This is a genomic window from Streptomyces tanashiensis (assembly GCF_014648895.1).
Classification (GTDB): domain Bacteria; phylum Actinomycetota; class Actinomycetes; order Streptomycetales; family Streptomycetaceae; genus Streptomyces; species Streptomyces tanashiensis.
The window spans coordinates 180,120-198,490 of record NZ_BMRZ01000001.1; the positions used below are offsets into that span (position 1 = coordinate 180,120).

18 protein-coding genes are annotated in these 18,371 nt (G+C 72.9%); 7 read left to right on the plus strand and 11 right to left on the minus strand.

All coding sequences use genetic code 11. The annotated features are described in order from the left end of the window. Nucleotides 1–14: 14 nt before the first annotated feature. The 4 genes from icmA to IE237_RS00735 form a co-directional block, all read right to left on the minus strand. Entirely contained in the window at nucleotides 15–1,715 is a 1,701-nt protein-coding gene (gene icmA / locus IE237_RS00720) for a coenzyme B12-dependent isobutyryl-CoA mutase large subunit (RefSeq protein ID WP_189799816.1), read from the minus strand. A 72-nt stretch (nucleotides 1,716–1,787) separates the two neighbouring features. After that, on the minus strand, nucleotides 1,788–2,120 hold the full coding sequence (locus IE237_RS00725) for a DUF3817 domain-containing protein (RefSeq protein WP_189799817.1): 333 nt from the start codon (nucleotides 2,118–2,120) through the stop codon (nucleotides 1,788–1,790). Between the two features lie 55 nt (nucleotides 2,121–2,175). Further along, the gene (locus IE237_RS00730) at nucleotides 2,176–2,685 is read right to left on the minus strand and encodes a MarR family winged helix-turn-helix transcriptional regulator (RefSeq protein ID WP_189799818.1); all 510 of its coding nucleotides are present in this window, start codon (nucleotides 2,683–2,685) and stop codon (nucleotides 2,176–2,178) included. A gap of 9 nt (nucleotides 2,686–2,694) precedes the next feature. Beyond that, on the minus strand, nucleotides 2,695–4,005 hold the full coding sequence (locus IE237_RS00735) for an MFS transporter (protein ID WP_189799819.1): 1,311 nt from the start codon (nucleotides 4,003–4,005) through the stop codon (nucleotides 2,695–2,697). An 80-nt stretch (nucleotides 4,006–4,085) separates the two neighbouring features. Between IE237_RS00735 and IE237_RS00740 the strand changes: the two genes are divergently transcribed. Further along, the gene (locus IE237_RS00740; protein ID WP_189799820.1) at nucleotides 4,086–5,078 is read left to right on the plus strand and encodes an ArsR/SmtB family transcription factor; all 993 of its coding nucleotides are present in this window, start codon (nucleotides 4,086–4,088) and stop codon (nucleotides 5,076–5,078) included. A gap of 3 nt (nucleotides 5,079–5,081) precedes the next feature. On the opposite strand, the gene IE237_RS00745 is transcribed toward IE237_RS00740, so the two are convergent. From IE237_RS00745 to IE237_RS00765, 5 genes are all read right to left on the minus strand, one after another. Next, nucleotides 5,082–5,771, minus strand: a complete 690-nt coding sequence (locus tag IE237_RS00745; RefSeq protein ID WP_189799821.1) for a TetR/AcrR family transcriptional regulator — start codon at nucleotides 5,769–5,771, stop codon at nucleotides 5,082–5,084. Then, nucleotides 5,768–6,451 carry a DUF4166 domain-containing protein gene (locus tag IE237_RS00750; protein ID WP_189799822.1) on the minus strand — a complete coding sequence of 228 codons (684 nt, stop codon included), beginning with the start codon at nucleotides 6,449–6,451 and terminating at the stop codon, nucleotides 5,768–5,770. Before IE237_RS00750 ends, IE237_RS00745 begins: the two co-directional genes overlap by 4 nt. Then, nucleotides 6,448–7,170: a hypothetical protein gene (locus IE237_RS00755; RefSeq protein WP_189799823.1), complete on the minus strand. Its 723-nt coding sequence runs from the start codon at nucleotides 7,168–7,170 to the stop codon at nucleotides 6,448–6,450. The genes IE237_RS00750 and IE237_RS00755 overlap by 4 nt, the downstream gene beginning before the upstream one ends. A 157-nt stretch (nucleotides 7,171–7,327) precedes the next feature. Beyond that, entirely contained in the window at nucleotides 7,328–7,621 is a 294-nt protein-coding gene (locus IE237_RS00760; protein WP_189799824.1) for an MTH1187 family thiamine-binding protein, read from the minus strand. After that, complete coding sequence (locus IE237_RS00765; RefSeq protein ID WP_189799825.1) at nucleotides 7,618–7,962, minus strand: DUF3817 domain-containing protein; 345 nt, start codon at nucleotides 7,960–7,962, stop codon at nucleotides 7,618–7,620. Before IE237_RS00765 ends, IE237_RS00760 begins: the two co-directional genes overlap by 4 nt. Nucleotides 7,963–8,069: 107 nt before the next feature. Between IE237_RS00765 and IE237_RS00770 the strand changes: the two genes are divergently transcribed. From IE237_RS00770 to IE237_RS00785, 4 genes are all read left to right on the plus strand, one after another. Further along, nucleotides 8,070–8,708, plus strand: a complete 639-nt coding sequence (locus IE237_RS00770; RefSeq protein WP_041662875.1) for an AIM24 family protein — start codon at nucleotides 8,070–8,072, stop codon at nucleotides 8,706–8,708. After that, a complete protein-coding gene (locus tag IE237_RS00775; RefSeq protein ID WP_189799826.1) occupies nucleotides 8,708–9,358 on the plus strand; it encodes an AIM24 family protein in 651 nt (216 codons plus the stop codon). The genes IE237_RS00770 and IE237_RS00775 overlap by 1 nt, the downstream gene beginning before the upstream one ends. Further along, nucleotides 9,355–10,140 carry an AIM24 family protein gene (locus IE237_RS00780; RefSeq protein WP_189799827.1) on the plus strand — a complete coding sequence of 262 codons (786 nt, stop codon included), beginning with the start codon at nucleotides 9,355–9,357 and terminating at the stop codon, nucleotides 10,138–10,140. Before IE237_RS00775 ends, IE237_RS00780 begins: the two co-directional genes overlap by 4 nt. A gap of 160 nt (nucleotides 10,141–10,300) precedes the next feature. Next, nucleotides 10,301–10,777: a MarR family winged helix-turn-helix transcriptional regulator gene (locus IE237_RS00785; protein WP_189799828.1), complete on the plus strand. Its 477-nt coding sequence runs from the start codon at nucleotides 10,301–10,303 to the stop codon at nucleotides 10,775–10,777. 64 nt (nucleotides 10,778–10,841) lie between these two features. Here the strand turns inward: IE237_RS00785 and meaB are convergent, their stop codons facing one another. Continuing rightward, nucleotides 10,842–11,798, minus strand: coding sequence for a methylmalonyl Co-A mutase-associated GTPase MeaB (gene meaB / locus IE237_RS00790; protein WP_189799829.1), 957 nt, complete (start codon nucleotides 11,796–11,798; stop codon nucleotides 10,842–10,844). A 29-nt stretch (nucleotides 11,799–11,827) separates the two neighbouring features. Next, nucleotides 11,828–13,036 carry an acetyl-CoA C-acetyltransferase gene (locus IE237_RS00795; protein WP_189799830.1) on the minus strand — a complete coding sequence of 403 codons (1,209 nt, stop codon included), beginning with the start codon at nucleotides 13,034–13,036 and terminating at the stop codon, nucleotides 11,828–11,830. A 137-nt stretch (nucleotides 13,037–13,173) separates the two neighbouring features. Between IE237_RS00795 and mce the strand changes: the two genes are divergently transcribed. Beyond that, a complete protein-coding gene (mce, locus tag IE237_RS00800) occupies nucleotides 13,174–13,626 on the plus strand; it encodes a methylmalonyl-CoA epimerase (protein WP_189799831.1) in 453 nt (150 codons plus the stop codon). A gap of 212 nt (nucleotides 13,627–13,838) precedes the next feature. After that, nucleotides 13,839–18,356: a polarized growth protein Scy gene (scy, locus tag IE237_RS00805; protein WP_189799832.1), complete on the plus strand. Its 4,518-nt coding sequence runs from the start codon at nucleotides 13,839–13,841 to the stop codon at nucleotides 18,354–18,356. Nucleotides 18,357–18,371 lie beyond the last annotated feature (15 nt).

The following is an 18,371-nucleotide window of genomic DNA, read 5'->3' on the forward strand; positions in this document are numbered from 1 at the left end:
CACGTCCTGCCGGATCAGAAGCCCGGGGGCTCCGTGTAGACGCCCCACTCGTCGCGCAGCGCGTTGCAGATCTCGCCGAGCGTGGCCTCGGCGCGGACGGCCTCCAGCATCGGGGCGATCATGTTCGAGCCGTCGCGGGCGGCGGCCAGCATCGCGTCGATCGAGGCGCGGACCTTGGCGTCGTCGCGGCGGCCCTTGCGCTCGCCGAGGACGCGGACCTGCTCCCACTCGACCTCGTGGCTGACCCGCAGGATCTCCAGGTCGCCGGTGACGGAGCCGTGGTGGACGTTGACGCCGACGACCCGCTTGTCGCCCTTCTCCAGGGACCGCTGGTACTGGAAGGCGGACTCGGCGATCTCGCCGGTGAACCAGCCGTCCTCGATGCCGCGCAGGATGCCGGAGGTGATCGGGCCGATGGGGTGCTGCCCGTCCGGGTGGGCGCGGCGGCCGCGCTCCTTGATCTGGTCGAAGATCTTCTCGGCGTCGGCCTCGATGCGGTCGGTGAGCTGCTCGACGTACCAGGAGCCGCCGAGCGGGTCGGCGACGTTGGCGACGCCGGTCTCCTCCATCAGCACCTGCTGGGTGCGGAGCGCGATCTCGGCGGCCTGCTCGCTGGGGAGCGCGAGGGTCTCGTCGAGGGCGTTGGTGTGGAGGGAGTTGGTGCCGCCGAGGACGGCGGAGAGGGCCTCGACCGCGGTGCGGACGACGTTGTTGTACGGCTGCTGGGCGGTGAGGGAGACGCCGGCGGTCTGGGTGTGGAAGCGCAGCCACTGGGCCTTGTCGGTCTTGGCGCCGTACACCTCCTTCATCCAGCGGGCCCAGATCCGGCGGGCGGCGCGGAACTTGGCGATCTCCTCGAAGAAGTCGAGGTGCGCGTCGAAGAAGAAGGAGAGGCCGGGGGCGAAGACGTCGACGTCGAGGCCGCGGGAGAGGCCGAGCTCCACGTAGCCGAAGCCGTCGGCGAGGGTGTACGCGAGCTCCTGCGCGGCCGTCGCCCCGGCCTCGCGGATGTGGTAGCCGGAGACGGAGAGCGGCTTGTACGCGGGGATGTTCGCCGCGCAGTGCTCCATCAGGTCGCCGATGAGGCGCAGATGGGGCTCGGGCTCGAAGAGCCACTCCTTCTGCGCGATGTACTCCTTGAAGATGTCGGTCTGGAGCGTGCCGTTGAGGACGCCCGGGTCGACGCCCTGGCGCTCGGCGGCCACGAGGTACATGCAGAAGGCCGGGACGGCGGGCCCGGAGATCGTCATGGACGTCGTGACGTCCCCGAGCGGGATGTCCTTGAAGAGGACCTCCATGTCGGCGGCGGAGTCGATGGCGACACCGCAGTGGCCGACCTCGCCGAGGGAGCGGGGGTCGTCGGAGTCGCGGCCCATGAGGGTGGGCATGTCGAAGGCGACGGAGAGGCCGCCGCCGCCGGCGGCCAGGATCATCTTGTACCGCTCGTTGGTCTGCTCGGCGTTGCCGAAGCCGGCGAACTGGCGGATGGTCCAGGTGCGGCCCCGGTAGCCGGTCGGGTGGAGACCCCGGGTGAAGGGGTACTCACCGGGCCAGCCGATGCGCTCGAACCCCTCGTAGGTGTCGCCGGGCCGGGGCCCGTAGACCGGCTCGACGGCGTCGCCGGAGAGCGTGGTGAAGTCGGCGTCCCGCTTGCGGGCCTTGTCGTAACGGGCCTGCCAGCGACGGCGGCCTTCCTCGATGGCGTCAGCGTCCATGCTTCGAATTTACTAGGACGTCCTAGTAAATGTCGATGGCAAACCCCCGCACATCAGTGCGGGGGTGAGTCCTCAGGCCTTGACCGGCTCCGGCCGCACGCCGCTGACCAGCGGAAGCGTGTCACGGACGACCTTGCGCTCGACGAAGAAGGCGGCGAAGGGGATGGTCCCGGACAGCAGCACCCACAGGAGCCGGCCGAACGGCCACTTCGCCTTGGAGCCCAGGTCGAAGGCGAAGACCAGATAGATGATGTAGAGGACGCCGTGGGCCTGGGAGACCGCGAAGGTCACGTCCTCGCCCATCTCGAACCCGTACTTGAAGACCATGCAGGTGCACAGCACGAGCAGCATGACGGCGGTCACGTACGCCATGACGCGGTAGCGGGTCAGCACGCTGGATTTCATGGCTCCGAGCGTAACGGCACGTTCCGGGCGATCTTCGCGGGGGCCCGGTTCCGGGTCAGCCCTCGTCGAAGTCGTGCGCGGAGACCCGCAGCGGGCGCAGCATCGCGAAGATCTCCGCGCACTCCTCGGCGTCGTACGCGCCGAGGCCGAACTCCATCTCCATCAGGTCGCGGGTCGCGGACTCCACCACCTCGCGGCCCTTCTCCGTGATCGAGGCGAGGGTGCCGCGCCCGTCGTTGGGGTTGGGGCGCTTGTCGACGAGACCCGACCTCACCAGGCGGTCCACCGTGTTCGTCACCGAGGTGGGGTGGACCATCAGCCGCTCGCCGATCTTGGACATCGGCAGCTCGCCGGCCTTCGAGAAGGTGAGCAGGACCAGGGCCTCGTACCGCGCGAAGGTCAGTCCGTACGGCTTGACGACCGCGTCGACCTCCGCGAGGAGGATCTGGTGGGCGCGCATGATGGAGGTGATCGCGGCCATCGAGGGGACCGGGCCCCAGCGCTTCTGCCAGAGTTCGTCGGCTCGGGCGATGGGGTCGAAGGGGAGACTGAGCGGCTTCGGCACGCATTGACCTTACCGACTGGTCATATGCCGGTCAGCCCCGTCTCGCCTTTCGGTCGCCCGCAGCTCGGCGGCGGCCGCGAGGAGGCAGAGCGTGCCGAGGACGCCGGTGCCCGCGACGACCATGTGCACGGGGGCGAACTCGGCCGCGATCCCGGCCCCGGCCATGCCGACGCCCTGGACGGTCATCATGCCCGCGGTCATCAGGGTCATGGCCCTCCCCCGCTGCTCCTCGGGGACGGCGGCGACGAACCAGGCGTCGAGACCGAGGGTGTACGCCCCGGTGGCACCGGCCAGGAGGAGGGCGACGGCCGCGAGGGCGACGCCGGGCTCGGGGGCGTACAGGAGGTAGGGCAGGACGCCGGTGACGGCGAGCGGCAGCACGATCCGGGAGCGGGTCGCGGCGGAGAGGAACGATCCGGCGAAGAGCTCGCCCGCGATGGTGCCGACGGGCAGCGCGCACATGAGGAGCCCGAGGGCGGCGGTGGAGACGCCGATCTCGTCGGCGTAGGGGGCGGCGAGCGCCTCGGGGACGACGGCGAAGAGCGGCGGCACCCAGAACATCAGCATCAGGGCCCGCACGCGCCGGTTCCGCAGCACCGCCCAGGTGCCGGAGAGCCCGCTCGCCTCGCCGGCCGCCCGGGCGGGACGGCGGGCGGTGCCGAGGCGGAGCAGCAGGGCCGAGACGAGGAAGGTGGTCGCGGTGACGGCGAGGGCGCCGCGCGGGGGGACGAGGGTGAGGAGGACACCGCCGGCGGCGAAGCCGGTGAGGAGGGCGCTCTGCGACACGATCCGCAGCAGCGACCGCCCGAGGACGAACAGGTCGCCCTCGCCGAGGATGTCGGCGAGGGTCGCCATGCGGGTGCCGTTGAAGACGGGCGAGACGACGGCGACGGCGCAGCGCAGGACGAGCAGGACGGCGACGGGGGTGGCGGGGACGACCATGAGCGCGACGCAGCCGGCGCAGACGAGGTCGCAGACGACGAGGATGCGGCGGGGCGGGAGCCGGTCGGTGAGACCGGCGAGGAGGGTGCCGCCGAGGAGGTACGGCAGGAACCCGAGCGCGAAGGTGAGCGAGGAGAGGAGCGGCGACCGTGTCAGGTCGTACACGAGCACGGTGAGCGCGAGCTCGCTGACGACGACACCGAGCAGCGAGAAGAGGTGCGCCACGAACACGACCCGGAACTCCCGCACGGCGAAGACGGCGAGGTAGCCGGGGGCGGGGGCGGTCGTCGCGGGCGCGGCGGGGAGGCCGTCCTCCGAGGCGTGGGCAGGGGTGGGCGCGGGCGCCTGGGACGGCGCCCGGGTGTCGTTCTCGGGCATGGCCGCAGCGTGCCCGGCGCGGGAGTTCCGGCCTAGACTTTCGGCTCCAGGCGAATGTTCCGGTCGTTCCAGGGGGCTGCGTGCCGTACCACCTGCATTTCGGCGAGGCCGACCCGCTGCGGATCCGGTTCGCGATCTCGCCGCTCTGGGAGACGCACTCGGCCGTGCGGGTCCTCGCGCGGCCCGCCAAACAGGGGTACCACCTGCCGTGGATGCGGCGGATCGCGGACGCCGCGCGGGAGCTGGACCTCGGGCCGCTGCAGCTGCTGATGCCGCTCCGCGGGCACAGCCCGGACTTCCTCTATCCGCCGCCGCTGGGGCCCGCCGCCGCCTTCGAGGACGAGATCGCCGCGGTGCGGGAGACCGACCCGGCGCTGGTCCTGGACGACTTCGAGCGGGCGCTCGCGGAGACCCCGGGGGCGGCCGCGACGCCGGAGGGCCGGCGGCTGCTCGCGGATCCCGCCGGGGCGGTGGTGCACCTCGCCGAGCTGCTCCGGGAGGCGTGGGAGGCGCTGATCGCCCCGGACTGGCCCCGGCTGCGCGCTCTCCTGGAGGCGGACGTGGCGTACCACTCGCGGCGGCTCGCGGAGGGCGGGCTCGAACGCCTCCTGGACGAGCTGCACCCGGCCTTCGCGTGGGACGCGGGGACCTCGACGCTCACCGTCGCGTACCCCGGCCGGCACATCCGGCCGCTGGAGGGGCAGGGGCTCGTCCTGATGCCGTCGGTGTTCACCTGGCCCGACGTGGTGAGCGGCTTCGATCCGCCCTGGCAGCCGACGGTGGTCTACCCGGCGCGCGGGATCGGCGGGCTGTGGTCGGAGTCCGGGGACCGCACCCCGGAGGCGCTGGCCCGGCTGCTCGGTCCGGTGCGGGCGGGCGTCCTGTGTGCCCTGGCCGAGCCGATGGGGACGACGGCGCTCGCCCATCTCCTCGGCCGGGCACCCTCGTCCGTCTCCTCGCATCTGACGGTCCTGCGGGACGCGGGGCTGCTGACCTCGCGGCGGTACGGCCACCAGGTGCTGTACGAGCGGACGCCGCTGGGCATCGCGCTGTCGGGGGCCGGCCCGGGGTGACCCTCACGCCTCCAGGCGGCGGCGCAGGGTGTAGGTGACGGCCTTCCGCGCGACCGGGTTCAGTTCCTCGACGGCGGCCATCAGGGCCCCGAGCTGCTCCAGGGCGGTGAGCGCGGCCTCCGCGCCCGCCGGGTCGACCCCTTCGTAGAGTTCGAGGCCGACGAAGGAGGCGGCGACCGCGCGGGCGAGCCCGGCGGGGTCGGTGAACTCGGCGAGCGGGGTTCCGGCGAGGACGCGGACGAGCACCTGCTCGATCTCGGCGATCCACAGGTCGAGCCCGGCGGCGGTGGCCGGGGCGAGCCGGGGGTGGGTCTGGGCGCCCGCGAGCAGCTGCCCGAGGACGGCGACATGGCCGGCGTCCCGCTCCTCGGCGTGCATCTCGCGCCCGAAGGCGAGCAGTTCGGCGAGGCTGCCGACGGAGCGGAGCCGCTCCCGGTGGCGGGCCACCCGCAGCTCGGCGCCGTGCCGGCAGGCGGCCGCGAGCAGTTCGTCGACGGAGCCGAAGTGGTAGAAGACAAGGGCCTGGTTGACCCCGGCGGTGGTCGCGATCGCGCGCGCGGAGGCCTTGGTGATGCCCTGCTCGACGAGGGTGCGCAGGGCGCCGTCGAGGAGCTTCTCCCGGGTCTCCTGGCTCCTGGCGTCCTGCGCCGCGGCCTTCGGGACCCGCACGGCCCCCCGCCCGTCCCCGGTCATGCCCGTACCTCCTCGCGCACCGGGCGCAGCCCCGCGCGCACCCCGTGGGAGCCTACGTCGGCGTAGGTGGCGGTGAAGGACCCGCGGTAGCCGAAGAGCGGTCCGAAGCGGCGGTTGACGACCCGGACGTCGATGCGGAAGCGGCCGGTGCGCTCGTCGAAGGACTCCCGCACCTCGGCCCGGCCCGCCACGAGGTCCGGGACGCGCATGTCCACCGGGCCCTCGCGGAAGCGGTGTTCGCCGGAGGTGACGAGGAGCGAGCCGTCGGGTTGCGCGGTCGGGTGCAGGTCGCTGGCGAGGTGCTGGTGGGTGCCGAGGTAGTCGAGGACGCAGTCGCGCTCGGGGCTGTGGACCATGGTGGCGTCGAAGCGCCGGGGGCCGCCGGGCAGGGCGAAGGTGCGGACGAAGGTGACGGTCTCCCGCCCGTACGAGTCGAGGTAGGGGACGTTCTCGATGGTGAAGGGGACGTCGCGGCCGGTGCGGGGCAGCAGGATGTTCCGCAGGCCGCCGAGGGCGAGGAAGGGCTTCACGAAGGCCCGGCCGTGCCAGATGCGGTCCATGACGCCCCGTCCGACGCACATCTCGCCGCTCGCGAGTCCGACCGAGAAGCGCCGCTGGAGCTCCGGGTGGAGCCGCTCGAACTCGGCGTCCCCCATGGCGGTGCGGAAGATCGAGGTCACGGCTGCTCCAGGGTGGCGAGGAGCCGGGGCTCCGCGTGGCGGGCGGGCGGGGTGCGCAGACAGCGCCGGGCCGCGGGGGCGCGCGACGAGGGCGGTACGAGGACGGCGGCGGCGAGCCCGAGGATCGTGAGCGGGACGGCGGCGGGCGAGACGAGCCCGAGCGGCAGGGCGGTGGCGAGCCAGGGCACGGCCACGAGCAGGATCCGGGCGGCGAGTTCGAGGAGCCAGCGGTCGCGGGAGCGCTCGGGGGTGATGCCCCGTTCGCACCAGAGCCGCAGCCGGTCGAAGGACCAGGCGGTGGCCCAGCCCATGAGGGGCCGGAAGACGAGCCGGTCGGCGAGCCGGCCGGCGCGGCCCCAGCGGGGCCGGTAGTCGTAGCCGGTGAGGAAGCGGACGCCGTCGGGGGTGGGGACGTAGCGCCAGTAGCCGCTGCCCTCGGCGAGGAGCGAGAGCGGGTGCGGCGAGGCGAAGCGGAGGGCGGAGACCCGGTCGCCGCCGGCCCGGTGGCGCTCCCCCGCGGAGACACCGGTGCCGGCGACGACCAGGAAGGGCAGTACGCGCGTCGCGTAGCGGAAGTGCTGGGGCTCGCCCTCGGCGCGCGGGAGGTACGAGATCTCCGTGAACCGCAGGTCCCACCGCTGGTGCCGGCCGGGTTCCTGCGTGCGCTCCCAGAGGGTCTCCAGGTCCGCGCGCACGCGCGTCTCGATGTAGAGACCCATGACCGTTCCCCCAGCTCATCCGGCATTTTGAGCGAGTGCTCAAAACTGCCTCGGGAGGGAAGGTAGCCGATTTTGAGCAGTCGCTCAACCGGTGGACACGAAGAAGCCCCCGGTCCTGGGTCCAGGACCGGGGGCTTCTCGCGTACGGGCGGGGGCGTCAGGCCCCGAGGTGGCGCTCCACCGTCTCGACCTTCGAGGTCAGACCGTCCGTGACGCCGGGCCGGATGTCGGCCTTGAGGACCACGGAGACGCGCGGCGCGCGGGCCTCGACGGCGGCGACGGCGCGCTTCACGACGTCCATCACCTCGTCCCACTCGCCCTCGATCGAGGTGAACATCGCGTCGGTGCGGTTCGGCAGGCCGGACTCCCGGACGACCCGGACGGCGTCGGCGACGTACTCGCCGACCTCCTCCCCCACCCCGAGGGGGGTCACCGAGAACGCGACGATCACGCCTTCACCGCGCTCTCCGCGCGGGCGCGGGAGGCGATGACCGCGTCCTCGGCCTCACGCTTCAGCTTCCGCTCGGCGTAGAAGCCGCCCAGGGGCAGGACCGAGAGGACGAAGTAGAGGGCGGCGGTCCCGAAGCTCCACTTGGTGCGGTTCCAGGCGTCCAGCCAGAAGAGGACGTACAGGATGAACAGCACGCCGTGGATCGCGCCCATCACCGGCACCGCGTTGAAGTCCGTCGTCCGCTTGAGCACCGAGCAGACCAGCAGGAGCAGGAACGAGACGGCCTCCGGCGCGGAGACGAGCCGGAGCCGGTGGAGGGAGGAAGCGGTCTTGATGTCCACGGAGGGGGTCACCTTCGTTCGATCTTGTGAACGGATGCACAAGGGCGCGTCCATTGTGCACGGCGACTTTGCTGTCTCTTTAGCCGGGGGCCCAGTACCTTCCTCGGGTGGCAACGTTCCGACTCCAAGGCAGCAAGGTGCTCGCCGTCTCGATGACCGGCGACGCCGTCAAGGCGAAGAACGGCTCGATGGTCGCCTATGACGGCCAGATGGCGTTCAAGAAGATGAGCGGGGGCGGTGAGGGCCTGCGCGGCATGGTGACCCGCCGGCTCACGGGTGAGCAGATGGAGGTGATGGAGGTGCGCGGCCAGGGGACCTGCTGGTTCGCCGACCGGGCCTCCGAGATCAATCTCGTCTCCCTGCACGGCGACAAGCTCTGGGTGGAGGCGAGCAACCTCCTCTGCACCGACGCGGGGCTGCGCACCGGCACGACCTTCACGGGCCTGCGCGGCGGCGCCACCGGCAACGGCCTCTTCACCACGACCGTCGAGGGCACCGGCCAGGCGGCGATCATGTCGGACGGCCCGGCGGTGGTGCTGCGGGTGACCCCGCAGTACCCGCTCCAGGTCGACCCCGGCGCGTACATCGCCCACCAGGGCAACCTCCAGCAGCACTTCCAGTCGGGTGTGACCTTCCGCACCCTGATGGGCGAGGGCGGCGGCGAGGCGTTCCAGATCCGCTTCGAGGGCGACGGGCTCGTGTACGTCCAGCCGAGCGAGCGGAACACGATCGGGGGCGACGTCTGATGCCGTTCCGCGAGATCAACTCGAAGATGGTCGAGGCGACCGTCATCCCGGGGCAGCGGATGTTCAGCCAGCGCGGCGCGATGCTCGCGTACCGCGGCGACGTCACTTTCACGCCGAACATGGCCGGCGGCCAGGGCGGCCTGATGTCGATGATCGGCCGACGGGTGGCCGGCGAGGCGACCCCGCTGATGACCGTCGAGGGCAACGGCACGGTGATGTTCGGGCACGGCGGCCACCACATCCAGGTGATCGCGCTGACGGGCGACACCCTGTACGTCGAGGCCGACCGGCTGCTCGCCTTCGACGGGACCCTGGAGCAGGGCACGATGTTCATGGGCTCGCAGGGCGGGGTCATGGGCATGGTCCGCGGCCAGGTGACCGGCCAGGGCCTCTTCACCACGACCCTGAAGGGCCACGGCTCGGTGGCCGTGATGGCGCACGGCGGTGTCATCGAGCTGCCCATCACCCCGGGCCGCCCGGTCCACGTGGACCCGCAGGCGTACGTGGCGCACCACGGCGACGTGCGGAACAAGCTCTCCACGGCGCTCGGCTGGCGCGACATGGTGGGGCGCGGCTCGGGCGAGGCGTTCCAGCTGGAGCTGAGCGGCAGCGGCGCGGTGTACGTCCAGGCCTCGGAGGAGAAGCTGTGAGCACCCCTGTCATCCACGACCCGCACTCCCTGCCGTCGGACGACAACGTCAATCCGTACACCTTCTGCGTGGAGCTCAAGGGCTCCCAGTGGTTCCTGCAGAAGGGGAAGATGATCGCCTACTACGGGCGGATCGAGTTCAACGGCATCGGGCACGGACGCCTGGACCGGCTGGTGCGGACGTCCTTCCACTCGCCGCTGCACGCGAGCGACTGGGTGGTGGCCGAGGGCAGCGGGAAGATGCTGCTCGCGGACCGGGCCTTCGACGTGAACTCGTACGACCTGGACGAGGGCAATCTGACGATCCGCTCCGGGAACCTGCTGGCCTACCAGCCGACGCTGTCGCTGAAGCAGTCGATCGTGCCGGGCTTCGTGACGCTGATCGGCACGGGCAAGTTCGTGGCCGCGTCGAACGGTCCGGTGGTCTTCATGGAGCCGCCGATGCGGGTGGACCCGCAGGCGCTCGTCGGCTGGGCGGACTGCCCCTCGCCCTGCCACCATTACGACCACGGCTACATGACGGGCGTGATGGGCGGTGTCCGCGCGCTGACGGGCATCGGCGGGACCTCGGGCGAGGAGCACCAGTTCGAGTTCGTCGGGGCGGGTACGGTACTGCTGCAGTCGACCGAGCTGCTGATGGCGGAGCGGGCGGTCGGCGCGCCGCCGGCGCAGGCGGGCGTTCCCGGCGGGCACGGGGCGCCTGGTTCCGGCCAGGGGCCGCTGGGGTCGGTACCGCGCCTTCCCGGCCAGCTCGGTGACCTCCAGCGTCGCTTCGGCCTGTAGCCGGTAGTCTGCGGAGTGTGACGTCCTCGAACGTCTGCGCCGGTCCGCGAGCCCGGCATGATCGGCAGGGTGCCCCCTGAGCCCGGAACACCGGACGCGGTGCCCGGCGTCACACTCCCCGACTTCGTCAAGTATTCAACTTCTTAGGTAGAATCCATATATGGAGACCGAGACGGCCACCCCCTGGCTCACCGACGGCGAGCAGTGCGCCTGGCGCACGTTCCTGGACGTCCAGAGAATGCTGACGTACCAGCTGGAGCGGGACCTCCAGCCCTTCGGCCTGACGATGAACGACTACGAGATCCTGGTGAACCTCTCGGAGTCCGCGGAACGGCGACTGCGCATGAGCGACCTCGCCGCCGCCACCCTCCAGTCGAAGAGCCGGCTCTCCCACCAGATCACCCGCATGGAGAACGCGGGGCTCGTACGCCGCGAGAACTGCGAGTCCGACCGGCGCGGGCTCTACGCCGTGCTCACCGACGACGGCATGGAGACCATGCGCAAGGTCGCCCCGCACCACGTCGAGTCCGTGCGCAAGCACTTCATCGACCAGCTCAGCGGCGAGGCCCTCGGCGACCTCCACCAGTCCCTGAAGCCGGTCGCCGAGCAGCTCCGCGGCCGCCGCGGCAAGCCGTGACCTGACAGAGAACGGGAAGGGCCCCTCCGGTGACCGGAGGGGCCCTTCCCGTACGTGCCGGGGATCAGTTTCCGGTCAGGCTCGCGACCAGTTCGTCGGAGGCCGCGTACGGGTCCAGGGCGCCCGCCACGATCCGCTCCGCGAGCGCGTCCAGGCGCCGGTCGCCGTGCAGGTCGCCGATGCGCTCGCGCAGGGCCGTGACCGCGATGGTCTCCACCTCGCGCGCGGCACGGGCCCGTCGGCGCTCCGCCAGGACCCCGTGCTCCTCCATCCACGCCCGGTGCTTCTCCAGGGCCTCCACGACCTCGTCGATGCCCTCGCCGCGCGCCGCGACCGTCTTGACGATCGGCGGCCGCCAGTCGCCCGCGCCCCGCGCCTCGCCGAGGCCCAGCATGTGGTTGAGCTCCCGGGCGGTGGCGTCCGCGCCGTCCCGGTCGGCCTTGTTCACCACGTACAGGTCGCCGATCTCCAGGATGCCCGCCTTCGCGGCCTGGATCCCGTCGCCCATACCCGGCGCGAGGAGCACGACCGAGGTGTCGGCCTGGGAGGCGATCTCGACCTCCGACTGCCCGACGCCGACGGTCTCCACGAGGATCACCTCGCAGCCGGCCGCGTCGAGGACGCGGATGGCCTGCGGGGCGGACCAGGCGAGGCCGCCCAGGTGGCCGCGGGTGGCCATGGAGCGGATGTAGACGCCCGGGTCGGAGGCGTGCTCCGACATCCGGACCCGGTCACCGAGCAGCGCTCCCCCGCTGAACGGGGAGGACGGGTCGACGGCCAGGACGCCGACCCGCTTGCCCGCCCTGCGGTACGCGGAGACCAGCGCGGACGTCGACGTGGACTTGCCCACGCCCGGCGAGCCGGTCAGGCCCACCACGTACGCGCCGCCGGTGAGCGGCGCGAGCGCCGCCATCACCTCGCGCAGCTGCGGGGACGCCCCCTCCACGAGCGAGATGAGCCGGGCCACGGCCCGCGGCCTGCCCTCCCGTGCCTGGGCGACGAGTTCGGGGACGTCCACCATCTGCGCTGCTCCTTGCCTGGGCCGGGTGCTTACTTGCCGTTGCCGGGGACGCGCACGATCAGCGCGTCGCCCTGGCCGCCGCCACCGCACAGGGCCGCCGCGCCGACGCCGCCGCCGCGCCGCTTGAGCTCCAGGGCGAGGTGGAGCACGACACGGGCGCCGGACATGCCGATCGGGTGGCCGAGGGCGATCGCGCCGCCGTTGACGTTCACCTTCTCGGGGGTCACGCCGAGGTCCTTCATTGACTGGACGGCGACCGCGGCGAAGGCCTCGTTGATCTCGATCAGGTCGAGGTCCTCGACGCCCAGGCCGTCCTTCTTGAGGGCGTGCAGGATCGCGTTGGACGGCTGCGACTGGAGCGAGTTGTCCGGGCCCGCGACATTGCCGTGGGCGCCGATCTCGGCGATCCACTCCAGGCCGAGCTCCTCCGCCTTGGCCTTGCTCATCACGACCACGGCGGCGGCGCCGTCGGAGATCTGCGAGGAGGTGCCGGCGGTGATGGTGCCGTCCTTGGCGAAGGCCGGGCGGAGCTTGCCGAGGGACTCGGCGGTGGTCTCCGCGCGGATGCCCTCGTCCTTGGAGAAGATCACCGGGTCGCCCTTGCGCTGCGGGATCTCGACCGGGGTGATCTCGGCCTCGAAGATGCCGTTCTTCTGGGCGGCGGCGGCGCGCTGGTGCGAGAGGGCGGCGATCTCGTCCTGCTCGGGACGCTGGATGCCGAGGCGGGTGTTGTGCTTCTCCGTGGACTCGCCCATGGCGATGCCCTCGAAGGAGTCGGTGAGGCCGTCGTAGGCCATGGCGTCGAGCATCTCGATGGCGCCGTACTTGAAGCCCTCGCGGGACTTCGGCAGCAGGTGCGGGGCGTTCGTCATGGACTCCTGGCCGCCGGCGACGACCACGTCGAACTCGCCGGCGCGGATCAGCTGGTCGGCGAGCGCGATGGCGTCGAGACCCGAGAGACACACCTTGTTGATGGTGAGCGCGGGGACGTTCATCGGGATGCCGGCCTTGACGGCCGCCTGACGGGCGGGGATCTGCCCGGCGCCCGCCTGGAGCACCTGGCCCATGATCACGTACTGCACCTGGTCGCCGCCGATGCCGGCCCGGTCGAGGGCCGCCTTGATGGCGAAGCCGCCGAGGTCGGCGCCCGAGAAGGACTTGAGCGAGCCGAGCAGGCGACCCATGGGCGTGCGGGCGCCCGCGACGATCACTGAGGTGGTACCGGTCGTTCCAGACATGAGGCACGGCCCCTTGGGATGAGGAGTGAACGAGGGTTTACCGCCAATGTACTGAGCGGCGCCGCGCGCGGTCACCGGCCCGATGGTGTGATCGCGCGCACGTTGCGTAACCACCCTTCCAGCGGTGCACTGGAGGCATGCTGACGCGTATCGACCACATCGGGATCGCCTGCTTCGACCTGGACAAGACCGTCGAGTTCTACCGTGCCACGTACGGTTTCGAGGTCTTCCACTCCGAGGTCAACGAGGAGCAGGGCGTCCGCGAGGCCATGCTCAAGATCAACTCGACCGACGACGGCGGGGCCTCGTACCTCCAGCTCCTCGAGCCCACCCGGGAGGACTCGGCGGTGGGCAAGTGGCTCGCCAAGAACGGCGAGGGCGTGCACCACATCGCCTTCGGCACCGCGGACGTCGACGGCGACGCCGAGGCCATCCGCGGCAAGGGCGTCCGGGTCCTCTACGACGAGCCGCGGATCGGCTCCATGGGCTCCCGGATCACCTTCCTCCACCCCAAGGACTGCCACGGCGTCCTCACGGAACTGGTCACCTCGGCCAAGCCGTCCGCTGACCACTCCTCAGCGGAGCACTGACCTCCGGATTCCTGGCCCGGTAGAGTGGGCGGCTCCGGGCCGGGGCCGGTCGGGGCCGCTCCGTGCGGCACCGAAGTCGGGATGTCGGGGTCGTCCGATCTGCCACCATTCCCCGGGGGCCGTCCTCGGCCTTGAGGGCGTGCTCGTTGGAGTTGCGACCAGGGTTGGGGTCTCCCCTGCTCGAAGAGCTCGGGGAAGGATGGGACCGCGCAGTGCGGGGCTACGAACGCCAGGAGAGCCACCGAGCTGAAGACGACCATCTCGCCAGGTTCGAAGCCGAGATGGACCGGCTGAAGACCGAACGCGAGAAGGCCGTCCAGCATGCCGAGGACCTGGGCTACCAGGTCGAGGTCTTGCGCGCCAAGCTCCACGAGGCGCGCCGCACCATCGCGTCCCGGCCCGCGTACGACAGCGCCGACATCGGCTACCAGGCCGAGCAGATGCTGCGGAACGCGCAGGCGCAGGCCGAGCAGCTCCGCCAGGACGCCGAGCGCGAGCTGCGCGAGGCCCGCGCCCAGACCCAGCGCATCCTCCAGGAGCACGCCGAGCACCAGGCCCGGCTCCAGGCCGAGCTGCACAACGAGGCCGTCCAGCGCCGCCAGCAGCTCGACCAGGAGCTCAACGAGCGCCGCCAGACCGTCGAGGCGCACGTCAACGAGAACGTCGCCTGGGCCGAGCAGCTCCGCGCCCGCACGGAGTCCCAGGCCCGCCGCCTGATGGAGGAGTCCCGCGCGGAGGCCGAGCAGTCGCTCGCCACCGCCCGCGCCGAGGCCACCCGGCTCGCCGAGGAGACCAGCCGCCGGGTCGGCGCCGAGGCGGAGACCGCCCGTGCCGAGGCCGAAGCGATTCTGCTGCGCGCCCGCAAGGACGCCGAGCGGCTCATCGGCGCCGCCTCCAGCCAGGCGCAGGAGGCCACCACCCACGCCGAGCAGCTCCGCTCGTCCACCGCCGCCGAGACCGACCAGGCCCGCCGCCAGGCCACCGAGCTCTCCCGCGCCGCCGAGCAGCGCCTGCAGGAGGCCGAGGAGAAGCTGCGGCTCGCCCGCGCCGAGGCCGAGAAGGCCCTCGCCGAGGCCAAGGAGTCCGCCACCCGGCAGCTCGCCTCCGCCGAGTCGGTCAACGAGCAGCGCACCCGCACCGCCAAGACCGAGATCGCCCGGCTCGTCGGCGAGGCCACCAAGGAGGCCGAGGCCCTCAAGGCGGAGGCCGAGGAGAAGCTCCGCGAGGCGACCGCCCAGGCGGAGAAGCTCGTCACGGAGGCCTCCGAGAAGGCCGTCACCGCCGCCGCCGAGGACTCCGCCGCCGCCCTCGCCAAGGCCGCGAGGAACGCCGAGGAGATCCTCACCAAGGCGTCCGAGGACGCCCGCGAGACCACCCGCAAGGCCTCCGAGGAGGCCGAGCGGGTCCGCCGCGAGGCCGAGACCGAGGCGGACCGGCTGCGCGCCGAGGCCGGGGAGCAGGCCGACGAACTGCTCGGCTCGGCCAAGGACGACACCAAGGAGTACCGCGCCAAGACGGTCGAGCTCCAGGAGGAGGCCCGCCGGCTGCGCGGCGAGGCCGAGGCGCTGCGCGCCGAGGCCGTCGACGAGGGCGAGCGGATCCGCGGCGAGGCCCGCCGCGAGGCCCTCCAGCAGATCGAGGAGGCGGCGAAGACCGCCGAGGAGCTGCTCACCAAGGCCCGCACGGACGCCGAGGAGCAGCGCACCAAGGCCGGCGCCGAGAGCGAGCGGGTCAAGTCGGAGGCGATGGAGCGCGCACAGACGCTCCGGACCCAGGCCGAGGAGACCCTGGAGCGCACCCGCGCCGAGGCCGAGCGGCTGCGCGCCGAGGCCGAGGAGCAGGCCGAGTCGGTGAAGGACGCGGCCGAGGAGGCCGCCGCCGGACTCCGGGCGGACGCCGAGCGGGCCGCCGAGGCACGCCGGGCGGAGGCCGCCGCGGAGCTGACCCGGCTGCACACCGACGCCGAGGCGAAGGTCACGGCCGCCGGCGAGGAGCTCGCCGACGCGCGGACCGAGGGCGAGCGGATCCGGCGCGAGGCCGCCGAGGAGACGGAGCGGCAACGGAGCGAGGCCGCCGAGCGGATCCGTACGCTCCAGGAGCAGGCCGAGCAGGAGGCCGAGCGGCTGCGGGCCGAGGCCGCTTCGGACGCGTCCACCACGCGCACCGAGGCCGAGTCCGCCTCCGTACGGCTCCGCACCGAGGCCGCCGAGGAGTCCGAGCGGCTGCGCTCGGAGGCCCAGGAGACCGCCGACCGGGTGCGGGCCGAGGCCGCGGCCGCCGCCGAGCGGGTGGCCGCCGAGGCCGCCGAGGCGCTGGCCGCCGCGCAGGAGGAGGCCGTCCGGCGCCGCCGGGAGGCCGAGGAGACCCTGGAGTCGGCCCGCTCCGAGGCCGGCCGGGAGCGCGAGCACGCCCGGGAGCAGTCCGAGGAGCTCCTCGCCGCCGCCCGCAAGCGGGTCGAGGAGGCGCAGGCCGAGGCGCAGCGCCTGGTCGAGGAGGCGGACACACGGGCGACCGAGATGGTCGCCGCGGCCTCGCGAGCCGCCCAGGAGCTGCGGGACTCGGTGGCCGGTCTGCGCGAGCAGGCCGAGGAGGAGATCGCAGGGCTGCGCAGCGCCGCGGAGCACGCGGCCGAGCGGACGCGCACCGAGGCGCAGGAGGAGGCGGACCGGGTCCGCGCCGACGCGTACGAGGAGCGGGAGCGGGCGTCGGAGGACGCCGTCCGCACGCGCGAGCGTGCCCAGGAGGAGTCGGAGGCCGCGAAGGCGCTGGCGGAGCGGACGGTCACGGACGCGCTCGCCGAGGCGGAGAAGCTGCGGGCCGACACCGCCGAGTACGCGCAGCGGGTACGGACCGAGGTGACGGACTCGCTCGCCTCGGCCGAGCAGGACGCGGCCCGCACGCGGGCGGACGCCCGGGACGACGCGAACCGGATCCGTTCGGAGGCCGCCGAGCGCGCCGAGTCGACGGTCGGCGAGGCGCGTACGGAGGCGGAGCGGATCGCCGCCGAGGCCGCCGCGCTGCGCGCCGAGGCCGAGCAGGTCAAGGCGGACGGCGAGGCACAGGCCGAGGCCCTGCGCGCCGAGGCACGCGCCGAGGGCGAGCGGGTCCTCGACGAGGCCCGCAAGGCCGCCGACAAGCGCCGCGCGGACGCCGCCGAGCAGGCCGACACCCTCGTCGGCGAGGCCACCGCCGAGGCCGAGCGGCTCACCGCCGAGGCGGTCGAGCTCATGGAGACGACCGAGCAGGACGCCCTGCGGCTGCGCGCCGAGGCCGAGCAGGTCAAGGCCGACGGCGAGGCACAGGCCGAGGCCCTGCGCGCCGAGGCACGCGCCGAGGGCGAGCGGGTCCTCGACGAGGCCCGCAAGGCCGCCGACAAGCGCCGTACGGACGCCGCCGAGCAGGCCGACACCCTCGTCGGCGAGGCCACCGCCGAGGCCGAGCGGCTCACCGCCGAGGCGGTCGAGCTCATGGAGACGACCGAGCAGGACGCCCTGCGGCTGCGCACGGAGGCCGAGCAGGTCAAGGCCGACGGCGAGGCGCACGCGCAGGCCCTGCGCAACGCCGCGCTGGCCGACGCCGACCAGATCCTGGACGAGGCCCGCGCGGCCGCCGACAAGCGCCGTACGGACGCCGCCGAGCAGGCCGACACCCTCGTCGGCGAGGCCAGGGCCGAGGCCGAGCGGATCGTGAACGAGGCGGCCGAGCTGGCCGATTCGGTCGGCGCGGACGCCCGTGCCGAGGCGGGCCGGACCGTGGGCGCGGCCTCGGAGGAGGCCGAGCGGCTGCGCGCCGAGGGCGCCGAGGCGATCGCCGAGGCCCTGCGGGACGCCGAGCGGATCCGTACCGAGTCGGAGCGGGTGAAGGCCGACGCCGCCGCCGCGGGCGAGCAGATGCGCGCCGAGGCCCGCGAGGAGGCGGACCGGACCCTCGACGAGGCCCGGGAGGCCGGGGCCCGGAAGCGTTCCGACGCGGCCGAGCAGGCCGACCAGCTCGTCGCCAAGGCCCAGGAGGAGGCGCTGCGGGCGACCACGGAGGCCGAGTCGCAGGCCGACACGATGGTCGGCGCGGCCCGCAAGGAGGCCGAGCGGATCGTCGCCGAGGCGACCGTCGAGGGCAATTCGCTGGTGGAGAAGGCCCGTACGGACGCGGACGAGCTCCTGGTGGGGGCGCGCAGCGACGCGACGGCCATAAGGGAGCGGGCCGAGGAGCTGCGGGGCCGGATCGAGGGCGAGATCGAGGAGCTGCACGAGCGGGCGCGGCGCGAGACGGCCGAGCAGATGAAGACGGCCGGCGAGCGCGTCGACAAGCTGGTGACGGCCGCGACCGAGCAGCGCGCCGAGGCGGAGGAGAAGGCGAAGGAGCTGGTCTCCGAGGCGAGTTCGGAGGCGAGCAAGGTCCGGATCGCCGCGGTCCGCAAGGCGGAGGCGCTCCTGAAGGAGGCCGAGCAGAAGAAGGCCTCACTCGTCGCGGAGGCCGAGGGCATCAAGGCGGAGGCCGAGCGGATCCGCGCGGAGGCCGCGGCCGAGGCCGAGAAGACGGTCGCGGACGGACAGCGCGAGCTGGAGACCCTGACGCGGCGTCGCAAGGACATCAATGCCGAGATCTCCCGTGTCCAGGACGTCCTGGAGGCGTTGGAGTCTTTCGAGACGCCGTCCTCCGGAAAGGACGGGGTCAAGGCGGGTGCGTCGTCGGGGTCCACTCGTACGGGTGGCAAGTCCCAGGACGGCTAGCCACTCAAAAGGCTG

Bases quoted from the DNA above. Each gene is read 5' to 3' on its own strand.
- icmA (WP_189799816.1), bottom strand. From the start codon at position 1,715: ATGGACGCTGACGCCATCGAGGAAGGCCGCCGTCGCTGGCAGGCCCGT.
- IE237_RS00725 (WP_189799817.1), bottom strand. From the start codon at position 2,120: ATGAAATCCAGCGTGCTGACCCGCTACCGCGTCATGGCGTACGTGACC.
- IE237_RS00735 (WP_189799819.1), bottom strand. From the start codon at position 4,005: ATGCCCGAGAACGACACCCGGGCGCCGTCCCAGGCGCCCGCGCCCACC.
- IE237_RS00745 (WP_189799821.1), bottom strand. From the start codon at position 5,771: ATGACCGGGGACGGGCGGGGGGCCGTGCGGGTCCCGAAGGCCGCGGCG.
- IE237_RS00755 (WP_189799823.1), bottom strand. From the start codon at position 7,170: ATGGGTCTCTACATCGAGACGCGCGTGCGCGCGGACCTGGAGACCCTC.
- IE237_RS00775 (WP_189799826.1), top strand. From the start codon at position 8,708: ATGCCGTTCCGCGAGATCAACTCGAAGATGGTCGAGGCGACCGTCATC.
- IE237_RS00785 (WP_189799828.1), top strand. From the start codon at position 10,301: ATGGAGACCGAGACGGCCACCCCCTGGCTCACCGACGGCGAGCAGTGC.
- meaB (WP_189799829.1), bottom strand. From the start codon at position 11,798: ATGGTGGACGTCCCCGAACTCGTCGCCCAGGCACGGGAGGGCAGGCCG.
- IE237_RS00795 (WP_189799830.1), bottom strand. From the start codon at position 13,036: ATGTCTGGAACGACCGGTACCACCTCAGTGATCGTCGCGGGCGCCCGC.
- mce (WP_189799831.1), top strand. From the start codon at position 13,174: ATGCTGACGCGTATCGACCACATCGGGATCGCCTGCTTCGACCTGGAC.